Below are 22,594 nucleotides of genomic sequence, written 5' to 3'. Positions count from 1 at the left end.
TCGCGGTTGTTCGGGCAATGGTAGCTGCGTGGAGTCGCCTCTCGCAGCGTATCAGAGCGCGGTGGAATACGGTCGGATCCGCGCTATCCGGCGGACGAAAAAAGCTCGAGCTGTTTTTTTACCGGCGCAAAAGATCGTCGGTGCTCGGCCAATGGCCCGAGCCGGGACAATGCCGCCAGATGCTCTGGCGTGGGATAGCCCTTGTGGCGGGCGAAACCATACTCGGGGAAGCGGGCATCGAGCGCGACCATCTGCGCGTCGCGCGCGACTTTGGCCAGGATTGATGCCGCCCCGATCGCCGGGTGACGGGCGTCGCCTTTCACCACCGCCTGACCGGGAAGATGATGCCTTGGCAGGCAGTTGCCGTCCACTAGCAGGTATTCGGCTGCGACCTTGAGCGCATCAATGGCGCGACGCATCGCCAAGTGGGTGGCATGGTAAATATTCAGCTCATCGATCTCCGCCGGCGATGCCTCCGCTACAGCGAAGGCCAAGGCGCGGTCACGAATCAAGGCATCGAGTTCGAGGCGGCGCTTTTCGGTCAATGCCTTGGAGTCGCCCAGGCCATCGATGGGACGACAGGGGTCGAGAATTACCGCTGCCGCGACCACAGCCCCTGCCAGTGGGCCGCGCCCGACCTCATCGACGCCGGCCAGCCGCTCGCCGGTATATTCGACGATCAGCTCAGGAAAATCATCGAGAGGGACTTTCCTCTTCTTCTTAACAGCAACCTGTTTGTCAAGCATGGCCAGGGTCATGAGTCTTTCTCCAACACATCCGCCGCCTGCGGCAGCGCACGCCGCTCTGCCAAGGCAAGCACTGTTTCGGCGGCACGCTCGCTGGCGCCACGCTGTAGTTGCGCATGCATCGCTGCAAAACGCGCCTCCAGCGACTGGCGTGCACGCTCGTCACCGAGCCAAATCATTAAATGCTCAGCGATCGCCTCAGGTGTGGCGGCGTCCTGGATCAGCTCGGGCACCAGCGTTTCGCGGGCGATAAGGTTGGGCAGCGAGATCCAATCGGTCTTGACCAGGCGCTGCGCCAGCCAGTGCGTTGCCGGGGCCATCCGGTAGGCCACCACCATTGGCCGATGGCAGAGCATCGCTTCGAGTGCGGCCGTACCAGAGGCAAGCAGGACGGCATCACAGGCAACCATGGCGTCTCGGGACTGCCCTTCCACCAGACAGATCCTGCCCCTGAGGGTGGGGTAATCGACCAGCAGCGCAGCGAGTTCTTCGTGACGCTGCGGTGTCGCTGCCGGAATCACGACCTGAAGCCCCTCGACACGCCCGATGAGTCGGGCGGCAGAGTCGAGGAAAGTACGGCCTAGAAAGCGTATCTCGTTGGCTCGCGAGCCGGGTAGCATCGCCAGCACCGGAGCCTCGGCAGCCAGGCCGAGCTCGTGGCGTGCCGCGAGACGATCGTTGACCAGAGGCAGCTCGTCGGCCAAGGGGTGGCCAACGAAGGCCACCGGCACATGATGCCGCTCGTAGAATGCCGCCTCGAAGGGCAGGAAGGTCATCATGACATCCACCGCACGGGCAATGCCTTTGACCCGCCCTTGCCGCCAGGCCCACACCGAGGGGCTCACGTAATGTGCAGTCGGGATACCGGTCTCGCGCAGTTGGCGCTCCAGCCCCAGAGTGAAGTCCGGTGCATCGATGCCGACCATTACGTCGGGTTGCCAAGCCAAGGCATCGCGTCGCAAGTGGCGACGCACGCGAACCAACTCAGGCAAGTGCTTGATCACTTCGACGAGCCCCATCACCGAAAGCGTTTCCAGCGGATAAAGGCTATCGAAACCTTCGGCGATCATGCGCGGGCCACCGATACCACGAAATTCAGCTTCGGGGTGGCGCGCCTTGATGGCGCGCATCAGCCCGGCCCCGAGAATATCGCCAGACAGTTCACCGGCAACCAGGTAGATACGCATGCCCTGCCACCTTCTAACGGGTGATGCCCCGGGTCGAGTGCTTCAATGAGTCGATGAAGACTTCGACTTCAGGAATGTCGGCATAGCGAGACATCAAGGTCTGCAACGCCTGATCAAGCGTCTGCCCTTGCCGGTATACGACCTTGTATGCTTCGGAAAGCGCCTTGAGCGCCTCGCGGGAGAAGCCGCGCCGCTTCAGGCCAACCAGGTTCAGGCCATGCGCCTGAGCCGGGTTGCCATTGACCATCAGGTAGGCGGGGATGTCCTTGGTGACGATGGAACCCCCACCACACATGGCATGGGCCCCAACATGGCAGAATTGATGCAAGGCCGAGAGCCCGCCGAGGATAACATGATCTCCGAGGGTGACATGACCGCCCAGCGTAGCCTGATTGGCAAGGATACAGTCGTTCCCGATCACGCAATCGTGCCCGACATGGGCATAGGCCATGAACAGGTTACGACTGCCGATCGAGGTCACTCCACGATCCTGCACGGTACCTCGATGCAGCGTGACCCCCTCGCGAATGACGTTGTCGTCGCCAACCTCGAGACGCGTCGGCTCACCGGCATACTTCTTGTCCTGGCAATCCTCACCCACTGAGGCGAACTGAAATACTCGGTTGCGCTCACCCAGCCGCGTCGGGCCCTTGACCACCACATGCGGTCCCAACACGCTACCGGCCCCGATCTCGACATCCGGGCCTATCACGCTGAACGGGCCGACCTCGACGTCATCGGCCAGGCGGGCGGAAGAGTCGACGATGGCGGTAGGATGTATCAAGCGACCTTCCTCTCAGCACAGATGATTTCGGCCTCGCAGGCCAGTTCATTATCGACGGTGGCGCGGCAGGCGAACTTCCAGATGCCCCGCTTTTCACGTATCACTTGCGCCTCCAGGTGCAGCTGATCACCCGGCATGACGGGACGCTTGAAGCGTACGTTGTCGCTGCCGACAAGATAATAGACATAACCGTCACGCGGTAACTTGTTGACCGTCTTGAATCCCAGGATACCGCAGACCTGCGCCATTGCTTCGACGACCAGGACACCCGGCATGATGGGGTGATGCGGAAAGTGGCCATTGAAGAACGGCTCATTGATGCTGACGTTCTTGTAGGCGACGATGCGCTCCCCCAGCGTGATATCTACCACGCGATCCACCAGTAGGAATGGATAGCGGTGTGGCAGATATTCACGAATCTCGTTGATGTCCATTACCATCGATGCAACCTCTGAAAGTGCGTAATGCCCACCGGACAGGGTGGGCATTCTTGAGCGGATACCCGCTGATTGACTAGGCGGTGGATTATAGCGTCACGCTACGGCCCTGACAGCCGTTCACGTACGATTGTCACGCTCAAGTCGCGCCAAACGCTTGGCAATATCGTCGAGCTGCTTGAAGCGTACGGCGTTCTTGCGCCACAGTGCGTTGCTCATAGCTCCGGTTCCCGACGAATACACGCCCGGCTTGGTGATGGAATTGGTTACCAAGCTCATGCCGGTGACCTGCACCCCGTCACAGATCGTCAGGTGTCCGGCCAGTCCTACGCCGCCGCCCAGCATGCAGTGACGGCCCACTTTGGTAGACCCGGCGATCCCCACACACCCTGCCAGCGCCGTGTGATCGCCAATCTGTACGTTGTGCGCGATCTGCACCTGACTGTCGATCTTGACGTCGTTACCGATCATGGTGTCACCCAACGCGCCACGATCGATGCTCGAACAACTGCCGATCTCGACATCATCTCCCAGAATTACCCCACCGAGCTGGGCGATCTTGTGCCAGCCGCCACCATCGTGAGCGAAACCGAAGCCATCGGCTCCAATGACACAACCACTATGGAGAATGGCTCGTGCACCGATGACGACCCCGTGATATACGCTGACATTGGCATGCAGCAGGGAGCCTTCGCCAATCACCGAATCACACCCGATAACGCAGCCCGCCCCGATGACGACATCGTCACCGATCACCGCTCCCGCCTCGACCACAGCCTGGGGCCCAATACTCACGTTGCTGCCCAGCGATACGCCCTCAGCAACCCATGCCGTCTCATGTACGCCGCTTGCTATCTGGGCATTGAAGGGATCGAACAGTCGTGACAGTTGGGCATACGCCAGGTAGGGGTTGTCGAGCTCAAGACGAGCCGTGGGACAATCAGCGGCATGAGCTGGATGAATCAGTACCGCGGCGGCGCGTGTCTCGGCCAGGTACTTGAGATAGGCCTTGTTGGCCAAAAAGCTGATGTCCTGAGGGCCGGCATCGCTGAGCGTAGCCAGCCCGCTCACGCGGCGTTCACCGTCGCCGACGAGGGTTGCCCCCAGCCGCTGGGCCAGCTCGGCGAGAGAGCAGGTAAAAGGTGTCGTCATTGTCATGGCATCGGCGAGCGGGCGTCCGGGGACGCGCCGAACAATCACTTATCGTTGAGAATGTCGGTAACTTCCTGAGTCAGGTCGAGTCCATCGGCCATATGAACCACCGAGTCGCGATCGACCAGCAACTGTACGTCATACTTGCTGACGACCTGCTCGATGGCTCGATCCAACTGCGGCTTGGCGGATTGCAGAAACTTCTGCTCTGCCTGCTGCTGGGCCTGCTGGATTTGGGCGCGCAACTGCTGGAACTCGCTCCCTTTCTGGCTCAGCTCCTGGTGCACACGGCTGCGCTCGGATTCGGACATGACGTCGCTATCCTGCTGCAACCGTTGCTGTAACTGCTGTAACTCCTGCCCCAAGCTTTCAGCACGCTGGCGCTGACCACTGGTCTGGTTACGCAGCTCGTTCATGGAGTGCTGCGCTGCCTCGGAGCTCATCAGCGCCTCACGCCAGTCAAGTACCGCCACTTCCGTTGCATGGGCGGGCACGGACAACATACCCAGCAAGCACAGAGCCCCTGTCAACTTGCGCATGAAAGTCTCCTTGTCGCGTCTACTGGCATCGGCATCAGAATGTCTGACCAAGGGAGAACTGGAAGGTCTGGGTATCGTCGCCTTCCTGCTCGTTGAGCGGCTTGGCCACACTAAACGTCAGCGGCCCCACCGGGGTCAGCCAGGACAGTCCAAGGCCCACACTGTAGCGAAGCTCACCGAGATCGACACCACTTTCGCAGTTCGACTCATAACCATCGGGAACGGCATAGCAATCGGTAAGGTAGGTATTGCCGGCATCCATGAAAACTGACGTCTGCAAGGAACGGCGATCCTCAACCCAGGGGAAGGGATAGATCAGCTCGACAGAGCCTTCCACCAGCACGTTACCACCTAAGGTGTCATCGTCGCCGTTGTTTCGCTCGGTGGTAGCCGGCCCCAGCGTGTTACCGGAGAAACCACGCACCGAGCCCAGTCCACCGGAATAGAAGTTTTCATAGAACGGGTAAGGATCGTTGCCGATGGTGTCGGCATAACCCAGCGATGTGCTGAACTTGAGCGACCAGTCAGGGCTGACTTCGAACAGTTTCCTGCCGTTGTAGCGCAGCTTGTAATATTCAGCATCGGAACCGGGCACGGCGGTTTCCAGCGCCACGCGCTGATAGCTGCCATCAGTAGGCATGATACCCCGGTTGAGATTGTTACGTGTCCAGCTGGCGGTGAGCTTGTAGCTCATTGCATCGTTGCCCTGGGTATCGACGTATTCGACGATCTCGGCCGGCGTGTCATTGTAGGTCTCGATGGACAGATCCTCGAGCCCTACCCCGAAATTCAAACGACTGAGGTCATTGATCGGGTAGCCAAAATCGATACTGCCACCGTATGAGTCGGTGGAATACGTGGAAATATCAGAGTCTTCGTAATCGGTTTCGCGATAGAAGAGGTTGTAACCACGCGAGATCCCGTCGAGCGTCCAGTAGGGGTCGGTATAGCCAAAATTCAGATTGGTGTAGGTGTCGCTCCGCTGCGCACCGACATTGACCTGATTGCCTGTACCCAGGAAATTCTTCTGAGCAAGAGCAGCGCCATAGATGATCCCGGCGGACTGCGAATAGCCGACGCTGGCCGAGATCGAGCCGGACGGCTGTTCCTCGACATTGTAGGTAACATCCACCTGATCGGGCTCGCCGGCCACGGGCCGGGTCTCGACATCAACCTGGCGGAAGAAGCCCAGGCGCTCCAGACGCTGCTTGGACTGGCTGATCTTGTCGGTAGAGGCTGGCGCCCCTTCCATTTGGATCATCTCGCGGCGCAGCACCTCGTCCTGGGTAGTGGTGTTACCCTCGAAGTTGATGCGACGCACATAAGCACGCCGGCCGGGGTCGACACGGAAAGTCACGTCGACGGTATCACCCACCTCATCGACCTCCGGCACGCTATCGACGTTGGCGAAGGCGAATCCTTCCGCGCCCAGTGCCTGGCGCAGAGCCTCGGCAGATTCGGTCAACGAGCTGCGTGAGTAGATGTCACCTGACTTGGCCGTCACCAGCGAGCGTGCCTGGCTCTCGGGCAGGATCAGGTCTCCCGCGAAACGAATTTCGTCGATGCGATAACGGCGACCTTCGTCAACGTTGATCGTGACATAGATCTTTGACTTATCGGGACTGATGGCGACTTGGGTGGAAGTGATCGCGAAGTTCACGTAGCCACGGTCGAGATAGTATGAACGCAGGGTCTCGAGATCACCGGCGAGCTTCTCCCGAGAATACTCGTCGTCGGAGAACCAGCCGAAGAGCCAGCCCGGCCGATCCTCGAGCTGAATAAGATCGCGCAGGGTCTCGTCGTCAAATGCCTCGTTACCGACAACGTTGATCTGGCGGATCTTGGCAACGGCCCCTTCGTTGACATCGATATTGACCTGCACGCGGTTGCGGTCGACCGGCTCGACTGAGGTCTCGATACTGGCGCTATATCGCCCTTGAGAATGGTAGAGCTGCTCAAGCTGACGCTCCACTTCCTCAAGCGAGGCACGCTGCAGCACCTGCCCCTCGGCCAGGCCGGTCTCGGCCATGCCCTTGAGCAGATCCTCTTCGGCGACTTGCGAGTTGCCCTCGATCTCGATGCGAGAAATGGACGGACGCTCGACCACATGGATCACCAGAACGCCACCGTCCCGGGCCAGGCGGACGTCTTCGAACAGGCCCGTAGCGAAGAGCTGCTTGGCGGCTTGCGCCAACTCCCGATCGTCTACACTTTCGTTAGCACTCACCGGGAAGGCATTGAATACTGATGCGGCCGAAACGCGCTGCAGGCCTTCTACGCGAATATCGGACACCGTGAAATTGGCCGCCATGGCCGCTTGGGTGCTGGTTGCCAGCACTACCACCAATCCGAGGGTCTTGAGTTTCATGCAGTCGTTTCGCCCGATCTGTTCTGCTCGCTCGCTGAACAGGCACCTTATACATTTCCCAGGGTAACTGACAAGGCCAAGCGTACTGCTTGACGACAGGCCGCCCTGGGCCGAGGGGCGCCTGAGGCGCCGGTAAAATTCATTGCGGCATCAGTCCATTACAGCCGCATCAGGTCAAAATACAGTGCCATCATCATCAGCGTCCCGACCAGCGCCAGACCAATCCGCAGCCCCACCGCCTGGACCGCCTCGGACACGGGACGCCCTCGAACTGCCTCGATGAGGTAGTACGCCAAATGACCGCCATCAAGTACCGGAATCGGCAGTAGATTGAGAACGCCCAGGCTAATGGACAAATACGCCATGAAGCTGATGAAGCTTTCAAGGCCGCTACGTGCCGTATCGCCGGCAATCCGTGCGATGGTAATCGGCCCCGACAGGTTGGATGGCGCAATCAACCCGACCAGCATCTTGCGAATCGAGTCAAGGGTCAGCACTGTCATCTCGGCAGTACGTGACACCGATTGCCCGACCGCGGCCAGGGGGCCGTAACGAATCTCGCGCCGATACTCTTCGGGCCAACTGACAGGTTCAACACCGGCGCCGATATAACCGATCGTCTCGCCTTTTACCTCTCGGCTGCCCGGCGTCAGACTCATATCAAGGTACTCACCGTCACGCTCCACGCGTAACGCCAAGGTTTCGCCGGGACGGTGACGAACCCGGTCGACGAAACCCAGCCAGTCCTCGACCGGTGCACCGTCGACCGCCACGATACGATCTCCCGCCTCAAGTCCGGCCTGGGCAGCCGCTTCACCTTCGAGCACCTGGCCAAGCACGGCCGGAGTCTCGGGGCGCCATGGCGTGATACCCAGCGTCTGCAAAGGCCGAGGAGGATCCTGCTGAGCAAGCCAGTTGTTTACATTGACATTATGCACCTGGGCTTCGGTACTTTTCTCTCCAAGCACACTGACGTCCAGGTTGCCGCTGAGGCCGATACGCGAGATCAACTCAAGATTGACGTCTTCCCACGAGCGGGTCCTGTCGCCCTGAACAGCAACGATTTCCTGCCCAGGCGTCAAGCCGGCCTGCGCCGCGGGAGAATCGGGAGCCACACTACCGATGACAGGCGCCACCGTCGACGTGCCGGCGACAAAAAGCAGCCAGTAGGCGACCAGAGCCAACAGAAAGTTGGCCAGCGGACCGGCAATGACAATGGCTATCCGTGCCCACACGCTCTTGCGGTTAAACGCACGATGCTGCTCATCGGGAGCGACCGGTCCTTCGCGCTCGTCAAGCATTTTGACATATCCCCCCAAGGGGATGGCCGCCACAGCGAATTCGGTACCGTGACGGTCGAAGCGTGACCACAGTGGCTTGCCGAAGCCGACAGAGAAACGTAGCACCTTTACGCCGCAACGCCGCGCCACCCAGAAGTGGCCGAATTCGTGAAACGTGATCAGTAGGCCAAGAACGAGGATGACCGCCAAAATATTTTGTATCGCACCCATAGCGCTATCCTCCCCGCTTAGCGTGCCAGTTGCCGCTCGGCAACGCGGCGGGCGCGCGCGTCCTCGGCAAGAATGACGTCCAACTCATCGGCGGCCTTGACGTCACAGGCGTCCAGCACAGACTCGATGATCTCGGGAATCCGGGTGAAACCCACTCCACCGGTTAGAAAAGCTTTCACGGCGACCTCGTTGGCTGCATTCATTAGCGCCGGAGCCGTGCCGCCCGCTGCCATGGCTTCCCGCGCCAGACGCAGACAGGGAAAAGCCACTTCATCAGGCGCTTCGAAGTCGAGCCTGGCCACACTGAACAGGTCAAGGCGTTCGACCCCGGCGGCAATCCGTTCGGGCCAGGCCAGACCATAGGCGATCGGCGTGCGCATGTCGGGATTACCCAACTGGGCGAGCACCGAGCCGTCGCTATAGGACGCCATCGAATGAATCACACTCTGGGGATGCACGACGACCTGGATCTGCTCGGGTCGAGCATCGAACAGCCAGCACGCCTCAATCAGTTCCAGCCCCTTGTTCATTAGGGTTGCACTATCCACCGATATCTTGCGCCCCATCGCCCAGTTGGGGTGCGCACAGGCCTGCTCAGGAGTCACCGTAGTCAGTCGCGCAGCGTCCCAGCCTCGAAAGGGCCCCCCGGAAGCGGTTAATAGTAGCTGGGTTACGCCGATCTCGGCGAGGCGCCCTCGATGCCCGGGAGGTAGACACTGGTAAATGGCATTATGTTCAGAATCGATGGGTAATAATATGGCGTCATGGCGTGCCACTTCGTCCATGAACAGCGCTCCGGACATGACCAGCGCTTCCTTATTGGCCAGCAGGACACGCTTGCCCGCACGCACCGCTGCCAACGTTGGCAACAGGCCGGCCGCACCGACGATAGCTGCCATGACGACATCCACATCACTCGACTCGGCAACCTCTTGCAAGGCGTGCTCGCCAGACCGCACTTCGGTGGTAACGCCGACACGCCCCAGCTCATCGCGCAACCAGGCTGCGTCCTGCTCATGCGCCAACACGGCCACCGCGGGGTGATGAATCAGGCATTGATCGCGAAGCGCCTCGCGGCGAGTACAGGCCGTCAGGGCATGGACGCGGTAGCGTTCGGGATGGCGAGCCAGGACATCCAGCGTGCTGGTCCCAATCGAGCCAGTGGCTCCCAGAACCGTGACCGACTTACGGTCGTTCGGTGTGGCAATATCGAACATCAAGCGCTCCTCAGCCCCATAGCCTGAACAGGGCGAACAGCGGAATGGCGGCTGTCAGGCTGTCGATGCGGTCAAGGATGCCGCCATGGCCGGGCAGAAGGCAGCCGGAATCCTTGATACCGCGCAGTCGCTTGAGCATGCTTTCCAGCAGGTCACCTAGCACCGACATCAGCGTCACGATCAGCGTGGCAACGACAAGCCAAACACCCTGCGCCGTGCCCATATCCAGCCACGAGGCGAACAGCAAGGCCAGCAAGGCGGTCGCGACCATGCCCCCATACACACCCTCCCAGGACTTGCCCGGGCTGACGCGGGGGGCCAATTTGCGACGCCCAAACCGGCGTCCGGCAAAGTAGGCACCGATATCGGCCACCCAGACCAGCAGCAGTACGTAAAGCAGCCACTCGCTACCGATGGCACGCAGCTGGTTGAACCCTATCCAGCATGGCAACAGCACCCACACTCCCATGGTCAAACGGACTGCCGGAGCCCGCCACTGATCACTCGACCGTGGATAGCGCACCACCCAGTAACCGCTGATCAACCAGCCGATCGCCCCCAACCACAGCGGCCACGCTGCCTGTACGACGCCCCCCAGCCAGGCCAGGATCATCACTGTTACCAGGCTGGCAACATAGGCCAGGCGTTGTGTCGGATGCTCCACCCCCGACAGGTTGGCCCATTCCCAGCCTCCCCATAGCACCACTGCCCCGGTAAAAAGGGCAAAACCACCTTCGGTGAGGCCAAACAGGCCCACCAGCGCCAGCGGCGCAAGCACCAACGCCGTCAATATGCGTTGTTTAAGCACCCTGGGCCTCGATCTGTTCCTGTGTCATGCCGAAACGCCGCTGACGGCCGGCAAAGGCCTCGATGGCCTCATCGAACGCGTCGGCATCAAAATCCGGCCACAACCGGGGCGAAAAGAAAAGCTCCGAATAGGCCAACTGCCAGAGCAGGAAATTGGAAATGCGCTGCTCGCCACTGGTGCGGATGCAAAGATCCACGGGCGGAGCACTGTTCATGGCAATTTCCCGGTCCAGGACCGTTTCGTCGATGTCGTCGGCCTGCAGTTCGCCGCTTCCAACCCGAGCTGCCAATCGCCTGGCCGCCATGGTGATGTCCCATTGCCCGCCATAATTGGCGGCGACGATCAAGTGCAGCCCTCGATTGTTGCGTGTCAGCGCCTCGGCTCGCTGGATGTGCTGCTGAATCGACTTTGAGAACGCCTCGCGCTCGCCGACGATGGTGAGCCGAATATCATGCTCATGCAGCTTCTTTACCTCCCGCTTGAGCGCCATCAGGAAAAGCTCCATGAGCGCTCTAACTTCGCCGGCCGGGCGTTTCCAGTTCTCACTGGAGAAAGCGAACAGCGTGAGGGTTTCGACACCGCGCTCCACAGCACGGCGGATGACGGCACGGACAGACTCGACACCAGCGTGGTGACCGCGAATGCCGGACAACCCATGCGCCCGGGCCCAGCGGTTGTTGCCGTCCATGATGATGGCCACGTGACGCGGCACTTGAAAAGACTGCGGTGACGTCATGTTAACTCGCGAGTGTGAGTCAATTCGGGCGGCCTATGTGCCGCCCGTTTCCAGCTCAGACCTGCATCAGGTCATGCTCCTTGGACTCCAGCAACTTATCGATCTCAGCAATATGCTTGTCGGTCAGCTTCTGGATATCGTCCTCGGCGCGGTGCTCTTCGTCTTCGGAAATTTCTTTATCCTTGAGCAAGGCCTTGATATCACTGTTGGCATCGCGGCGTACGTTACGCACAGCAACGCGCGCATTTTCTGCTTCACCGCGAGCTTGCTTGATATAGTTCTTGCGCGTCTCTTCAGTCAGCGCTGGCATTGGCACACGAATGACGTTACCTGCGGTCGACGGGTTGAGCCCCAGATCAGAGGTCATTATCGCCTTCTCGATCTTGGGCACCATGGGCCTTTCCCAGGGCACCACAGCCAAGGTACGGGCGTCTTCGACATTGATGCTGGCGACCTGATTGAGCGGCATCTGAGCACCGTAGTAATCCACGGTCACCGAATCCAGGATGCTGGGATGGGCACGTCCGGTACGGATCTTGTGGAAGTTCGCCTGAAGCGACTCCAGGCTTTTCTTCATGCGCGTTTCGGCGTCTTTCTTGATATCGTTGATCACGATTTTACCCTCTGTCTATCAGCGTGCCTTCCTTTCCGCCCACGACCAAGTTGAGCAGTGCGCCCGGCTTGGTCATGTCAAATACGCGTACCGGCATGTCATGGTCCCGTACCAGACAGATAGCGGTCAAATCCATTACGCCCAGTTTTTGGTCGAGTACCTCGTCATAGCCCAGGCGATCGTACTTGACAGCTTCGGAAAACTTAACGGGATCCTTGTCATAGACCCCATCCACCTTGGTAGCCTTGATGATCACGTCAGCATCGATCTCGATACCGCGCAGACAGGCTGCCGAGTCGGTGGTGAAGAACGGATTGCCGGTACCAGCCGAGAAGATTACCACGTCACCGGAGGTGAGGTAGCGAATCGCCGTGCGACGATCGTAATGCTCGACTACTCCACTCATTGGGATCGCCGACATGACGCGGGAGCGTATATTGGAGCGCTCCAGCGCATCGCGCATCGCCAGGGCGTTCATTACGGTGGCCAGCATTCCCATGTGATCGCCGGTCACACGCTCCATACCGGCGGCGTGCAGGGCGGCGCCACGGAACAGATTACCGCCACCGATGACGATACCTACCTGGACACCGATACCGACCAGCTGGCCGATTTCCAGCGCCATGCGGTCCAGCACCTTGGGGTCGATACCGAAGTCCCCGTCTCCCATCAGCGCTTCACCCGAAAGCTTGAGCAGGATGCGCTTGTACTTCGACTTGGCGTTACGGTCGGGATTGGCAGACATGCGTAATCTCCTGATGGCGGCGGAATTGACGACGAATGGCCGACGGCCAGATACACGATGGCGTGCGCTCTCGCGCACGCCATCTCGAAGACCAGAAGCTAGGACCTCAGCTACGACGAGCCTGTTCCATCACTTCCTTGGCGAAATCGACTTCTTCCTTCTCGATGCCTTCACCCACTTCGAAGCGGGTGAAGCTGACCACCTCACCACCATTGGCCTTGACGTAGCTGGCCACTGACGTGTTGGGGTCCTTGACGAAAGGCTGCTCGGTCAGGCTGTTCTCGGCCAGGTACTTCTTGAGGCGGCCCTGAACCATCTTCTCGGCGATCTCCGCCGGCTTGCCGGCCATGTCCGGCTGCGCCAGGATGATGCCCTTCTCCTTGTCGAGCTGCTCCTGCGGCATGTCTTCGGGATGCGCCACGGCCGGATTGATCGCGGCAACGTGCATGGCGACATCCTTGGCAACGTCGGCGTTACCACCCTTGAGCAGGGTCAACACACCGATACGACCGCCGTGGACATACTCGCCGACCACACCACCTTCCTGCGCATCGACGACCACGGCGCGACGCACGGAGATGTTTTCACCGATCTTCTGGACCAGCTGCTGGCGGGTTTCTTCCATCTCGCCTTCCATGATGGCGGCGATATCTTCGGACTTGGCCTCGAAGACCTTAGCCAGGACCTTCTCGGCGAACGCCTTGAAGTTGTCGTCACGGGCCACGAAATCGGTCTCGGAATTGATCTCGAGCATGACGCCGTAGCTGCCGTCCTCGGCAACGCGGGTCACGACGGCGCCTTCGGCTGCGGTACGACCAGCCTTCTTGGCGGCCTTGAGACCAGAGTTCTTGCGCAGGTCCTCAATGGCCTTCTCGATGTCGCCATCGGCTTCGGTGAGTGCCTTTTTGCACTCCATCATGCCGAGCCCGGTGCGCTCGCGCAGTTCCTTGACCAAAGATGCGCTGATAGCTGCCATGATAGTTAACCTCTAGATATTTTCGACGTCGGATATACGGAAAACGATATCTTCCTGCGTGACCGTCACAGCGCGACAAAGGGGGCCTCGGCCCCCTTCGCCCGCCTCCCGACCGTCACCTCCGCCACTCTGGGCGAAGAACATGACAGCCAGGATAGGCATGCCGGAATCACTCGGCGACTTCGTTGCTCTCGGTCACTTCGACGAATTCGTCGGGGCGCCCTTCCTTCGCCTTGGCGCAGGCATCGGCAATCGCAGCGACATAGATCTGGATGGCACGAATCGAGTCGTCGTTGCCGGGAATGACGTAATCGACGCCATCCGGGTCGGAGTTGGTATCGACCACGCCAATGACCGGGATACCCAGCTTGTTGGCCTCATTGATGGCGATACGCTCATGATCGACGTCGATCACGAACAGCGCATCGGGCAGGCCGCCCATGTCCTTGATACCGCCGATGGAGCGCTCGAGCTTCTCTTGCTCGCGGGTCGCCATCAGGACTTCTTTCTTGGTCAGCTTCTCGAAGGTGCCATCTTCACGCATGGTCTCGAGATCGCGCAGACGCTTGATTGACTGACGAATGGTCTTGTAGTTGGTCAGCATGCCGCCCAACCAGCGATGGTTGACGAACGGCTGACCCGCACGACTGGCTTCTTCCTTGATGATCTTGCTGGCGGAACGCTTGGTGCCGACAAACATGATCTTGTTGTTGGAAGCCGCCATTTTCTCGACCACGGAGACGGCGTCGTTCAGCGCCGGCAGAGTGTGCTCGAGGTTGATGATGTGAATCTTGTTGCGGGCGCCGAAGATGTACTTGCTCATCTTCGGGTTCCAGTACTTGGTCTGGTGACCGAAGTGGGCGCCTGCCTTCAGCAGGTCACGCATATTGACTTGTGCCATGGATGACTCCAGGTATATCGGGTTAGGCCTCCATGCACCCCATGGATCCGACCACGACGCGCCCGCAAAGCGGTCTCGTTCGCGGCACCCGGGACCATGTGCCGGTGCATGTGTGTTTTCAAGGCATTACGCTCATTTGCGCTTTCGACAATGGTGCATGGACTGAACTTCGGGTAGCCAGCAACGCGGATTGCAGGAAAGCGCGCGGCTTTATACCATAGAACGATGCCAAGATGAAGTCGCCAGCCCCGTTTTAAGCATACAGCACCTCGGCTGGCGGCGCTTCCCACACCTTGATACGAGACTCCATGAACGTTCCCATCAAAACGCCCGAAGAGATCGCCAAAATGCGCGAGGCCGGTCGTCAGGCCGCCTCCGTGCTGGAGATGTTGATCCCCCATGTCCAGGCCGGCGTCTCCACCGGAGAACTCGACCGCCTCTGTCACGAATACATCGTTCACGAGCTGGGCTCACAACCAGCGCCGCTCAATTATCACGGCTTCCCCAAGTCAATCTGCACTTCGCTCAACCACGTGGTGTGTCATGGCATTCCCGACTTCGACAAGAAGTTGAAGAAAGGCGATATCATGAACATCGACATTACCGTGAAGACTGCTGATGGTTATCACGGTGACACGAGCATGATGTTCGTGATCGACGAGACCATCCAGGGCGCACGCCTGTCACGTGTCACTCAGGAATGCTTGTACAAGAGCATCGCCCTGGTGCGACCCGGCGTACGCTTGTCCGAGCTCGCCAAGGTCATCGAGCAGCACGCCGACGCCAACGGCTACTCGGTAGTGCGCGATTTCTGCGGCCACGGTATTGGTGCGGGGTTCCATGAAGACCCGCAAATCCTGCATTATGACGGCTATGCTCCCGAGGCCGACATCGAGCTTGCTGCAGGCATGTGCTTCACCATCGAGCCGATGCTCAATGCCGGCGGTTATCGCACCAAGGTGCTGCGTGACGGCTGGACGGCTGTTACACGTGACAAGAGTCTGTCCGCACAATGGGAGCATACACTGCTGGTCACTGACGATGGCGTCGAGGTATTGACGGCACGCGGCGACGAAGATTTCTCGTTTCTCACCAGCTAATCGCACTCCGGGACTGGCTGGCACCTGTCCGGTCCCGCCCGACCCATGAATCGTCTTCGCCGGACGGATCGGCACCAGCGTACCGATGCCTGAGTGCCTGCAGGGAGAATCACGCCGCATGCTTCTGCACCACTACCATTTTGCTCCCGACGAGACGCTATTCGACATCGCGGCGTTCCGCTCCGAGCTCGATACCGGTCGCTCGCCGGTGGTGCTGTTCAAGCAAGCGCTGCGCGAGATCCAGGCCAGCCTCGATGCACGCTTCCGTGCCGGCGCCGACATTCGTGACCTGGTGCATGGCCGCGCCTGGTGCCTGGATCGATTGCTGGAATGCGCCTGGGCCCGACACGACTGGCCGGATGACGGCATTGCCCTGCTCGCGGTAGGCGGCTATGGACGCGGGGAATTGCACCCCCATTCCGACATCGACCTGATGATGCTGCTCGAGCATGACGATGACACGCCCTACCGCGAGCCGCTTTCCGAGTTCATCACGTTCCTATGGGACATCGGCCTGGAGATCGGCCAAAGTGTGCGCTCGCTGACCGACTGCGAACGCGAGGCCCGTGCTGACGTCACGGTTATCACCAACCTGCTGGAGACGCGCACGCTGGCCGGCCCCGAAAGGCTGCGCGGGGCCATGCGTGAGCGCCTGTCAACTCAACACATGTGGCCGTCGGACCGCTTCTTCGAAGCCAAGTGGCAGGAACAGATCAGCCGTCACTACAAGCACAACAACTCCGAGTACCACCTCGAGCCCAATATCAAGAGTTCGCCAGGTGGTCTGCGCGACATTCAGATGATCGGCTGGGTAGCCAAGCGTCATTTCGGCCCGCTGCGATATGAGGACGTGGTCGCCCAGGGGTTCATGAACGACGCCGAGCTACGTATCCTCAGCCAGGGTCAGGCCTTCCTCTGGCAGGTTCGCTATGCCCTGCACATGCTCACCGGGCGCGCCGAGGATCGGCTTCTTTTCGATCATCAGCGCACCATTGCCGAGATGTTCGGCTATCGCGATACCCGTGAGCGCCTGGGCGTCGAACAGTTCATGAAACGCTACTATCGCCACGTTACCGCCCTGGCGGGGCTCAACGATATGCTATTGCAGCATTTCGACGAGGTGATCCTGCGCGCCGACGAGGAACTCGAGACGCGGCCGCTCAATGCCCGCTTCGAAATCAAGGGCGGCTATATCCAAGCGCGCGATCGGCGCATCTTCAAGCGTCGCCCCGCTGCCCTGCTCGAGCTGTTCCTGCTGATGGCCCAGCACCCTGAGGTCGAGGGCGTGCGCGCCGACACTATCCGCCTGATCCGCGATCACCGTCACCAGATCGACGATGCCTTCCGTGAGGACCTGCGCCACCAGAGTCTGTTCATGGAACTGCTGCGCAGCGGCGGCAACGTGCCGCGCCAGCTGCGTCGCATGAACCGTTACGGTGTACTCGGCAAGTACCTGCCCGAGTTCGGCCAGGCCGTAGGGCTCATGCAGCACGACCTGTTCCATATTTATACCGTCGACGCCCATACCCTGCGCTTGCTCAAATTGATCCAGCGTATTCGCGAGCCCGCTGGGCGCGAGTCGTTCCCGGTGGCGGCTGCCCTGGTTCATCAGCTGCCCAAGCTCGAGCTACTCTGGATCGCCGGGCTGTATCATGACATTGGCAAGGGCCGCGGCGGCGACCATTCGCTACTTGGCGCTCAGGACGTTGCTGCGTTCTGCGAGCGCCACGGCCTTACCCCCCGAGACACCCGCCTGGTCACGTGGCTGGTGGAACATCACCTGTTGATGTCGATGACTGCCCAGAAGCGCGACATCTCCGACCCGGACGTCATTCGCGAATTCGCCGCCCAAGTCCGCGACGAGGTCCACCTGGATTATCTCTACGTGCTCACCGTCGCCGACATCACCGCAACCAACCCATCGCTGTGGAACGGCTGGCGAGCCACCCTGCTGCGTCAGTTGCACGGCGAGACCAAGCGCGCCCTGCGCCGTGGCCTGGAAAACCCCATCGATCGCGACGACTGGATCAATGATACTCGCGCCGAGGCCATGGCTCTGCTGCGTACGGTCGGTGCCGACATAGAACGCGTCGAACGGCTGTGGGACACCTTCGGCGACGACTATTTCATGCAGTACTCTCCCAGCGAGGTCGTATGGCAGACCCAAGGCATTCTCGCTCACGACGAACCGGATTTGCCGTTGGTGCTGGTCAGCGCTCCGGCCGAGGACACCAATGAAGGTGGCACTAAGGTCTTCATCCATACCCGCTCTGTGGATGACCTGTTCGCCGCCAGTGCTGCAGCCATGGATCAGCTGGACCTATCGATCCACGACGCTCGCATCGCCACCTCGAGCAATGATTGGACGCTGAATACCTTCATCGTGCTCGACGACAATAACGAGCCTATCCGCGCACCCGCTCGCCTGGACCGAATCCGCCAGCATCTGGTCGAAGAACTCGACGACCCCGATGACTATCCGCAGATTGTCAGTCGACATACGCCACGCCAGCTCAAGCATTTCCGCGTGCCCACCCAAGTCACTATCGAACAGGACCCTGCCAACGAGCGCACGGTACTCGAGCTGATTGCCCCCGACCGGCCCGGCCTGCTGGCCAGGGTCGGACGTATCTTCGTCGAGCAGGACATTGCGCTGTCGGCGGCCAAGATCGCCACCCTGGGCGAACGCGTCGAGGACGTATTCTTCATCACTGACAAGCGCGGCGCCCCGATCACCGACCCCGAGCGTCAGGCACGCCTGCGCGACCGGTTGTGCGACGTGCTGGATGTCTAACGACGCACCGATTTGAGGCGCCCCGCCGGCTTCCCTATAATCGGTGGCTTCGTGCTCGCCCGATAAAAACGATTGCTGTCCGCGCTCAGCGGACATCGCTGGAATGCCGATGAACCCTGAATTAGCTGCTCTCAAGCCCTACCCTTTCGAGAAGCTCGCCGCGCTCAAGGCCGGCGTGACGCCGCCAGCGACGATGGAGCATATCCCGCTGTCAATCGGCGAGCCGCGCCATGCCCCCCCGAACGCGGTACTGGAGACCCTACGCCGCCACGAAGGCGACGTTGCTCGTTACCCGGCAACCGCCGGCCTGCTGGAATTGCGTCAGGCCATGGCCGACTGGACTGGCCGTCGCTTCGGCCTGGCGGCCGGCAGCCTCGACCCAGAGCGTCATGTCCTGCCGGTCAACGGCACACGCGAGGCGATTTTCGCCTTTGTCCAGGCGGCACTGGATCGCACCCGTCCGGCCCGTGTTGCCATGCCCAATCCGTTCTACCAGATCTATGAGGGCGCGACTCTGCTCGCCGGCGGTCAACCGCTCTATCTGGACTGCCGTGCCGATCATGGCTTCCGACCCAACCTCGAGGCGGTGCCGGCTGATGTCTGGCGCGATACACAGATCGTGTTTGTCTGCTCGCCGGGCAATCCCACCGGCGCGGTTACGCCACTGGAGGATTTCACACGCCTGATCGAACTGGCCGATGAATTCGATTTCATCGTTGCCTCAGACGAATGCTATTCCGAGCTCTACCTCGACGAGCGCGCGCCACCCCCCGGGCTATTGCAAGCCTGCGCCGCACTCGGCCGACACGATTATCGTCGTTGCATCGTGTTTCATTCGCTGTCCAAGCGCTCCAACTTACCCGGCCTGCGTTCCGGCTTCGTAGCCGGTGATGCCGAGCTGATCGAGCCCTTCAAGCGCTACCGCACCTATCACGGTTGCGCCATGCCGCTACAGGTCCAACACGCCTCCATCGTGGCCTGGAACGACGAACAGCATGTGCGAGCCAACCGCGACGCCTACCGAGAAAAGTTCTCGGCGGTCACCGAGATTCTTGCCCCAGCCATGGATTTTCCGACACCGAAGGCGAGCTTCTACCTGTGGCCAGCGGTGCCCGGTGGGGACGACGAAGCCTTTGCGCGAGACCTGTTCGCCGAGCAACATGTCACAGTACTTCCCGGGCGCTACATGTCGCGCGACAGCGCAGCGGGCGGCAAGCTTTGCAATCCGGGCAGCGGCCGGGTGCGCCTGGCGCTGGTCGCTGAGCTCGACGCCACGGTCGAGGCGGCAAGCCGCATTCGCCGATTCATCGAGTCCCGCGCATAATCGAGAAGAACACACCCAATGATTACGCTTTACGGCATCAAGACCTGCGACACCTGTCGCAAGGCACGCAAGGCCCTCGACGCCCAGGGAACGCCCTACCAATTTCATGATCTGCGCGGCGACGGTCTGAGCGCCGAGCAGCTCGAGGCGTTTCTCGCCCGTGCCGAGCTGGCCTCCGTGCTCAATACCCGCAGCACTACCTGGCGAGCGCTGGCCGTGGAAGAGCAACAGGCGGCCAAGGCTGATCCTGCCCACGCCCGCCGATTGATACTTGCCCAGCCGACCTTGCTCAAGCGGCCCCTGCTTGATACGGGCGAGCGTCTGCTGGTCGGCTTCACAGCCGATACTTACGCCAATCTGGCCGGCTGAACCATTCACCCTGAACAGAATCCATCCGGAGATCCACATGCTGAGCTTCGCTCTCGGAATCGGTAACCAGAACACCCAAGGCGACTGGCTGGACGTCTACTACCCGGCCCCGCTGTTCCAACCCGACGCCGCTCTGGTCGATGCAGCCAGAAAGGCTCTTGACGCCCCGGCCGGCAATGCTGTGGTCAGCTTCCTGCCGGAGCACTGCGCCCAACTGGTCCAGGCTCTCAAGGACGCCGGCAGCGAAGAGCAGGCCGAACTTGCCGAGGCTTTCGCCACCAGCCAGCGGCCGCTGATCGCTACCTTCCTCGAGACCGACCAGCCGCCCGAAAGCGCTCCGGAGGTCTATCTCAAGCTACATTTGCTCTCGCACCGCCTGGTCCAGCCGCATGGCGTCGACCTGACCGGCATGTTCGGCCTGTTGCGCAACGTCGCCTGGACCAGCGAAGGCCCCATCGACATCGAGGAGCTGCCTGCCCGTCGCCTCAAGGCACGCCTGGAAGGGCGCCCGCTGTCAGTGGACTGCGTAGACAAGTTCCCCAAGATGACCGATTACGTGGTGCCCAAGGGCGTACGCATCGGCGATACCGCCCGAGTCCGCCTGGGCGCCTACCTTGGCGAGGGCACCACCGTGATGCACGAGGGCTTCGTCAACTTCAATGCCGGCACCGAAGGGCCGGGCATGATCGAAGGCCGCATCTCGGCTGGCGTCATGGTCGGCAAAGGCTCGGACCTCGGCGGCGGCTGCTCGACCATGGGCACGCTCTCCGGCGGCGGCAATATCGTCATCAAGGTTGGCGAAGGTTGCCTGATTGGTGCCAATGCCGGCATCGGCATTCCGCTGGGCGATCGCTGTACCGTGGAAGCCGGCCTGTACATCACTGCCGGTGCCAAGGTCGCGGTCCTCGACGACCAAGGCCAGGAAGTCAGAACCGTCGCGGCCCGTGAGCTGGCCGGCCAGAACGATTTGCTGCTGCGCCGCAACTCGATCAACGGCCGTATCGAGTGCCTGACCAACAAGAGCGCCATCGCACTCAACGAAGCGCTTCACGCCCACAACTGATGCCGTGCGCCCGTGTCCCGGGCGCCATCCACTGCCAGCAGGACTTTTCATGCCCTTGCCCGATACCGCCGAACCGGCGACAACGCTGTCACCGACGCTCGAACTGGCCATCGATCTGATGCGCCGGCCTTCGGTCACCCCTGACGACGCCGGCTGCCAGGATGTGATGATCGAACGTCTGGAACGCCTCGGCTTCCACGTGCAGCGCCTGCCATTCGGCGACGTAGTCAACTTCTGGGCAGTACGCGGTCATCACGGGCCGGTTCTGGCCTTTGCCGGGCACACCGACGTGGTACCCAGCGGCCCAGAGAGCCAATGGCATACGCCACCCTTCGCGCCGCAACTCAATGCTGAAGGCGAGCTATGCGGGCGCGGCGCTGCCGACATGAAGGGCAGCCTGGCGGCGATGATTACCGCCGTGGAGCGTTTCGTCTCGGCACATCCGGACCATGAGGGTCGGCTCGCCTTCCTGATCACCTCCGATGAGGAGGGACCGGCCCAGGACGGTACACGTGCAGTGGTAGAGCACCTGCGCGAAGCCCACGAGCGTCTCGACTACTGCATCGTCGGCGAACCGTCATCCACCGCGCGCCTCGGCGATGTGATCAAGAATGGCCGCCGTGGCTCACTGGGTGGCGTACTGCATGTCCATGGCGTGCAGGGCCATGTCGCTTATCCACATCTGGCGCGCAACCCGATCCATGAGACAGCCCCAGCGCTGGATGCGCTGTGCCGTGAACATTGGGACGCTGGCAATGACTTCTTCCCCGCAACCAGCTTCCAGATCTCCAATATTCGCTCGGGCACCGGTGCAACCAATGTCATCCCTGGCGAACTCGAGGTAGTGTTCAACTTTCGCTATTCCACAGAAGTCACCCACGAGCAACTTCGCCAGCGTACCGAGGCAATCCTCGACGCCCACAGTCTCGATTACCGCCTGGATTGGACACTTAATGGTGAGCCGTTTTTGACCGCTGAGGGCGAACTGGTCGATGCCACGCTGGCCGGTGTCGAGGACATCATCGGTCAACGTCCGGCGCTGTCGACGGCCGGAGGCACTTCGGATGGGCGTTTCATCGCCACGCTGGGTAGCCAGGTGGTCGAACTGGGCCCGCTCAATGCCACCATTCACAAGGTCAACGAACGTGTGCACGCCGCCGACCTTGATACGCTGAGCCGTATCTATGAGGCGATCATGCAGCGACTGTTCACCCGAGGTTAGTC

General features: G+C 60.8%; 21 protein-coding genes. 6 read left to right on the top strand and 15 right to left on the bottom strand.

Features of this window, described 5'->3' with window-relative positions; genetic code table 11:
- Positions 1-83: 83 nt before the first annotated feature.
- The 15 genes from rnhB to rpsB all read right to left on the bottom strand — a co-directional run bounded on the left by rnhB (position 84) and on the right by rpsB (position 14,720).
- On the bottom strand, positions 84-758 hold the full coding sequence (gene rnhB / locus F568_RS0115230) for a ribonuclease HII (protein ID WP_019019613.1): 675 nt from the start codon (positions 756-758) through the stop codon (positions 84-86).
- The gene (gene lpxB, locus F568_RS0115225; RefSeq protein WP_019019612.1) at positions 755-1,933 is read right to left on the bottom strand and encodes a lipid-A-disaccharide synthase; all 1,179 of its coding nucleotides are present in this window, start codon (positions 1,931-1,933) and stop codon (positions 755-757) included. Before lpxB ends, rnhB begins: the two co-directional genes overlap by 4 nt.
- A gap of 13 nt (positions 1,934-1,946) precedes the next feature.
- Positions 1,947-2,717, bottom strand: a complete 771-nt coding sequence (gene lpxA / locus F568_RS0115220) for an acyl-ACP--UDP-N-acetylglucosamine O-acyltransferase (protein WP_019019611.1) — start codon at positions 2,715-2,717, stop codon at positions 1,947-1,949.
- Positions 2,714-3,157 carry a 3-hydroxyacyl-ACP dehydratase FabZ gene (gene fabZ, locus F568_RS0115215; RefSeq protein ID WP_040476423.1) on the bottom strand — a complete coding sequence of 148 codons (444 nt, stop codon included), beginning with the start codon at positions 3,155-3,157 and terminating at the stop codon, positions 2,714-2,716. The genes lpxA and fabZ overlap by 4 nt, the downstream gene beginning before the upstream one ends.
- Positions 3,158-3,274: 117 nt before the next feature.
- Complete coding sequence (gene lpxD / locus F568_RS0115210) at positions 3,275-4,306, bottom strand: UDP-3-O-(3-hydroxymyristoyl)glucosamine N-acyltransferase (protein WP_371827863.1); 1,032 nt, start codon at positions 4,304-4,306, stop codon at positions 3,275-3,277.
- A gap of 44 nt (positions 4,307-4,350) precedes the next feature.
- Positions 4,351-4,845: an OmpH/Skp family outer membrane protein gene (locus tag F568_RS0115205; protein WP_019019608.1), complete on the bottom strand. Its 495-nt coding sequence runs from the start codon at positions 4,843-4,845 to the stop codon at positions 4,351-4,353.
- Positions 4,846-4,879: 34 nt separating this feature from the next.
- Entirely contained in the window at positions 4,880-7,213 is a 2,334-nt protein-coding gene (bamA, locus tag F568_RS0115200) for an outer membrane protein assembly factor BamA (RefSeq protein WP_019019607.1), read from the bottom strand.
- Positions 7,214-7,371: 158 nt separating this feature from the next.
- Positions 7,372-8,724: a sigma E protease regulator RseP gene (gene rseP, locus F568_RS0115195; RefSeq protein ID WP_019019606.1), complete on the bottom strand. Its 1,353-nt coding sequence runs from the start codon at positions 8,722-8,724 to the stop codon at positions 7,372-7,374.
- 17 nt (positions 8,725-8,741) lie between these two features.
- A complete protein-coding gene (gene ispC / locus F568_RS0115190; RefSeq protein ID WP_019019605.1) occupies positions 8,742-9,941 on the bottom strand; it encodes a 1-deoxy-D-xylulose-5-phosphate reductoisomerase in 1,200 nt (399 codons plus the stop codon).
- 10 nt (positions 9,942-9,951) lie between these two features.
- Positions 9,952-10,749: a phosphatidate cytidylyltransferase gene (locus F568_RS0115185; protein WP_019019604.1), complete on the bottom strand. Its 798-nt coding sequence runs from the start codon at positions 10,747-10,749 to the stop codon at positions 9,952-9,954.
- On the bottom strand, positions 10,742-11,485 hold the full coding sequence (uppS, locus tag F568_RS0115180; protein ID WP_019019603.1) for a polyprenyl diphosphate synthase: 744 nt from the start codon (positions 11,483-11,485) through the stop codon (positions 10,742-10,744). Before uppS ends, F568_RS0115185 begins: the two co-directional genes overlap by 8 nt.
- A 55-nt stretch (positions 11,486-11,540) precedes the next feature.
- Entirely contained in the window at positions 11,541-12,098 is a 558-nt protein-coding gene (frr, locus tag F568_RS0115175) for a ribosome recycling factor (protein ID WP_019019602.1), read from the bottom strand.
- A 4-nt stretch (positions 12,099-12,102) separates the two neighbouring features.
- Positions 12,103-12,843, bottom strand: coding sequence for a UMP kinase (gene pyrH, locus F568_RS0115170; RefSeq protein WP_019019601.1), 741 nt, complete (start codon positions 12,841-12,843; stop codon positions 12,103-12,105).
- A 106-nt stretch (positions 12,844-12,949) separates the two neighbouring features.
- Positions 12,950-13,819 (bottom strand): translation elongation factor Ts, encoded by an 870-nt coding sequence (gene tsf, locus F568_RS0115165; protein WP_019019600.1) that lies wholly within the window; start codon positions 13,817-13,819, stop codon positions 12,950-12,952.
- A 169-nt stretch (positions 13,820-13,988) separates the two neighbouring features.
- On the bottom strand, positions 13,989-14,720 hold the full coding sequence (rpsB, locus tag F568_RS0115155) for a 30S ribosomal protein S2 (protein WP_019019598.1): 732 nt from the start codon (positions 14,718-14,720) through the stop codon (positions 13,989-13,991).
- A gap of 308 nt (positions 14,721-15,028) precedes the next feature.
- On the opposite strand from rpsB, the gene map reads away from it, so the two are divergent.
- From map to dapE, 6 genes are all read left to right on the top strand, one after another.
- Positions 15,029-15,820 carry a type I methionyl aminopeptidase gene (gene map / locus F568_RS0115150; protein ID WP_019019597.1) on the top strand — a complete coding sequence of 264 codons (792 nt, stop codon included), beginning with the start codon at positions 15,029-15,031 and terminating at the stop codon, positions 15,818-15,820.
- 118 nt (positions 15,821-15,938) lie between these two features.
- A complete protein-coding gene (locus F568_RS0115145) occupies positions 15,939-18,614 on the top strand; it encodes a [protein-PII] uridylyltransferase (protein ID WP_019019596.1) in 2,676 nt (891 codons plus the stop codon).
- 109 nt (positions 18,615-18,723) lie between these two features.
- Complete coding sequence (dapC, locus tag F568_RS0115140) at positions 18,724-19,938, top strand: succinyldiaminopimelate transaminase (RefSeq protein WP_019019595.1); 1,215 nt, start codon at positions 18,724-18,726, stop codon at positions 19,936-19,938.
- Positions 19,939-19,956: 18 nt separating this feature from the next.
- Entirely contained in the window at positions 19,957-20,307 is a 351-nt protein-coding gene (locus tag F568_RS0115135) for an arsenate reductase (RefSeq protein WP_019019594.1), read from the top strand.
- A gap of 37 nt (positions 20,308-20,344) precedes the next feature.
- Complete coding sequence (gene dapD, locus F568_RS0115130; RefSeq protein ID WP_019019593.1) at positions 20,345-21,370, top strand: 2,3,4,5-tetrahydropyridine-2,6-dicarboxylate N-succinyltransferase; 1,026 nt, start codon at positions 20,345-20,347, stop codon at positions 21,368-21,370.
- 49 nt (positions 21,371-21,419) lie between these two features.
- Entirely contained in the window at positions 21,420-22,592 is a 1,173-nt protein-coding gene (dapE, locus tag F568_RS22985; RefSeq protein ID WP_019019592.1) for a succinyl-diaminopimelate desuccinylase, read from the top strand.
- The last annotated feature ends 2 nt before the right edge of the window (positions 22,593-22,594 follow it).

It is taken from the genome of Modicisalibacter luteus DSM 23508 (genome assembly GCF_000378505.1).
GTDB lineage: Bacteria > Pseudomonadota > Gammaproteobacteria > Pseudomonadales > Halomonadaceae > Modicisalibacter > Modicisalibacter luteus.
This window is presented reverse-complemented; position numbering and strand designations above follow the sequence as displayed.

Bases quoted from the DNA above. Each gene is read 5' to 3' on its own strand.
- rnhB (WP_019019613.1), bottom strand. From the start codon at position 758: ATGACCCTGGCCATGCTTGACAAACAGGTTGCTGTTAAGAAGAAGAGG.
- lpxB (WP_019019612.1), bottom strand. From the start codon at position 1,933: ATGCGTATCTACCTGGTTGCCGGTGAACTGTCTGGCGATATTCTCGGG.
- fabZ (WP_040476423.1), bottom strand. From the start codon at position 3,157: ATGGTAATGGACATCAACGAGATTCGTGAATATCTGCCACACCGCTAT.
- lpxD (WP_371827863.1), bottom strand. From the start codon at position 4,306: ATGACGACACCTTTTACCTGCTCTCTCGCCGAGCTGGCCCAGCGGCTG.
- F568_RS0115205 (WP_019019608.1), bottom strand. From the start codon at position 4,845: ATGCGCAAGTTGACAGGGGCTCTGTGCTTGCTGGGTATGTTGTCCGTG.
- bamA (WP_019019607.1), bottom strand. From the start codon at position 7,213: ATGAAACTCAAGACCCTCGGATTGGTGGTAGTGCTGGCAACCAGCACC.
- rseP (WP_019019606.1), bottom strand. From the start codon at position 8,724: ATGGGTGCGATACAAAATATTTTGGCGGTCATCCTCGTTCTTGGCCTA.
- ispC (WP_019019605.1), bottom strand. From the start codon at position 9,941: ATGTTCGATATTGCCACACCGAACGACCGTAAGTCGGTCACGGTTCTG.
- uppS (WP_019019603.1), bottom strand. From the start codon at position 11,485: ATGACGTCACCGCAGTCTTTTCAAGTGCCGCGTCACGTGGCCATCATC.
- pyrH (WP_019019601.1), bottom strand. From the start codon at position 12,843: ATGTCTGCCAATCCCGACCGTAACGCCAAGTCGAAGTACAAGCGCATC.
- tsf (WP_019019600.1), bottom strand. From the start codon at position 13,819: ATGGCAGCTATCAGCGCATCTTTGGTCAAGGAACTGCGCGAGCGCACC.
- rpsB (WP_019019598.1), bottom strand. From the start codon at position 14,720: ATGGCACAAGTCAATATGCGTGACCTGCTGAAGGCAGGCGCCCACTTC.
- map (WP_019019597.1), top strand. From the start codon at position 15,029: ATGAACGTTCCCATCAAAACGCCCGAAGAGATCGCCAAAATGCGCGAG.
- F568_RS0115145 (WP_019019596.1), top strand. From the start codon at position 15,939: ATGCTTCTGCACCACTACCATTTTGCTCCCGACGAGACGCTATTCGAC.
- dapC (WP_019019595.1), top strand. From the start codon at position 18,724: ATGAACCCTGAATTAGCTGCTCTCAAGCCCTACCCTTTCGAGAAGCTC.
- F568_RS0115135 (WP_019019594.1), top strand. From the start codon at position 19,957: ATGATTACGCTTTACGGCATCAAGACCTGCGACACCTGTCGCAAGGCA.
- dapD (WP_019019593.1), top strand. From the start codon at position 20,345: ATGCTGAGCTTCGCTCTCGGAATCGGTAACCAGAACACCCAAGGCGAC.
- dapE (WP_019019592.1), top strand. From the start codon at position 21,420: ATGCCCTTGCCCGATACCGCCGAACCGGCGACAACGCTGTCACCGACG.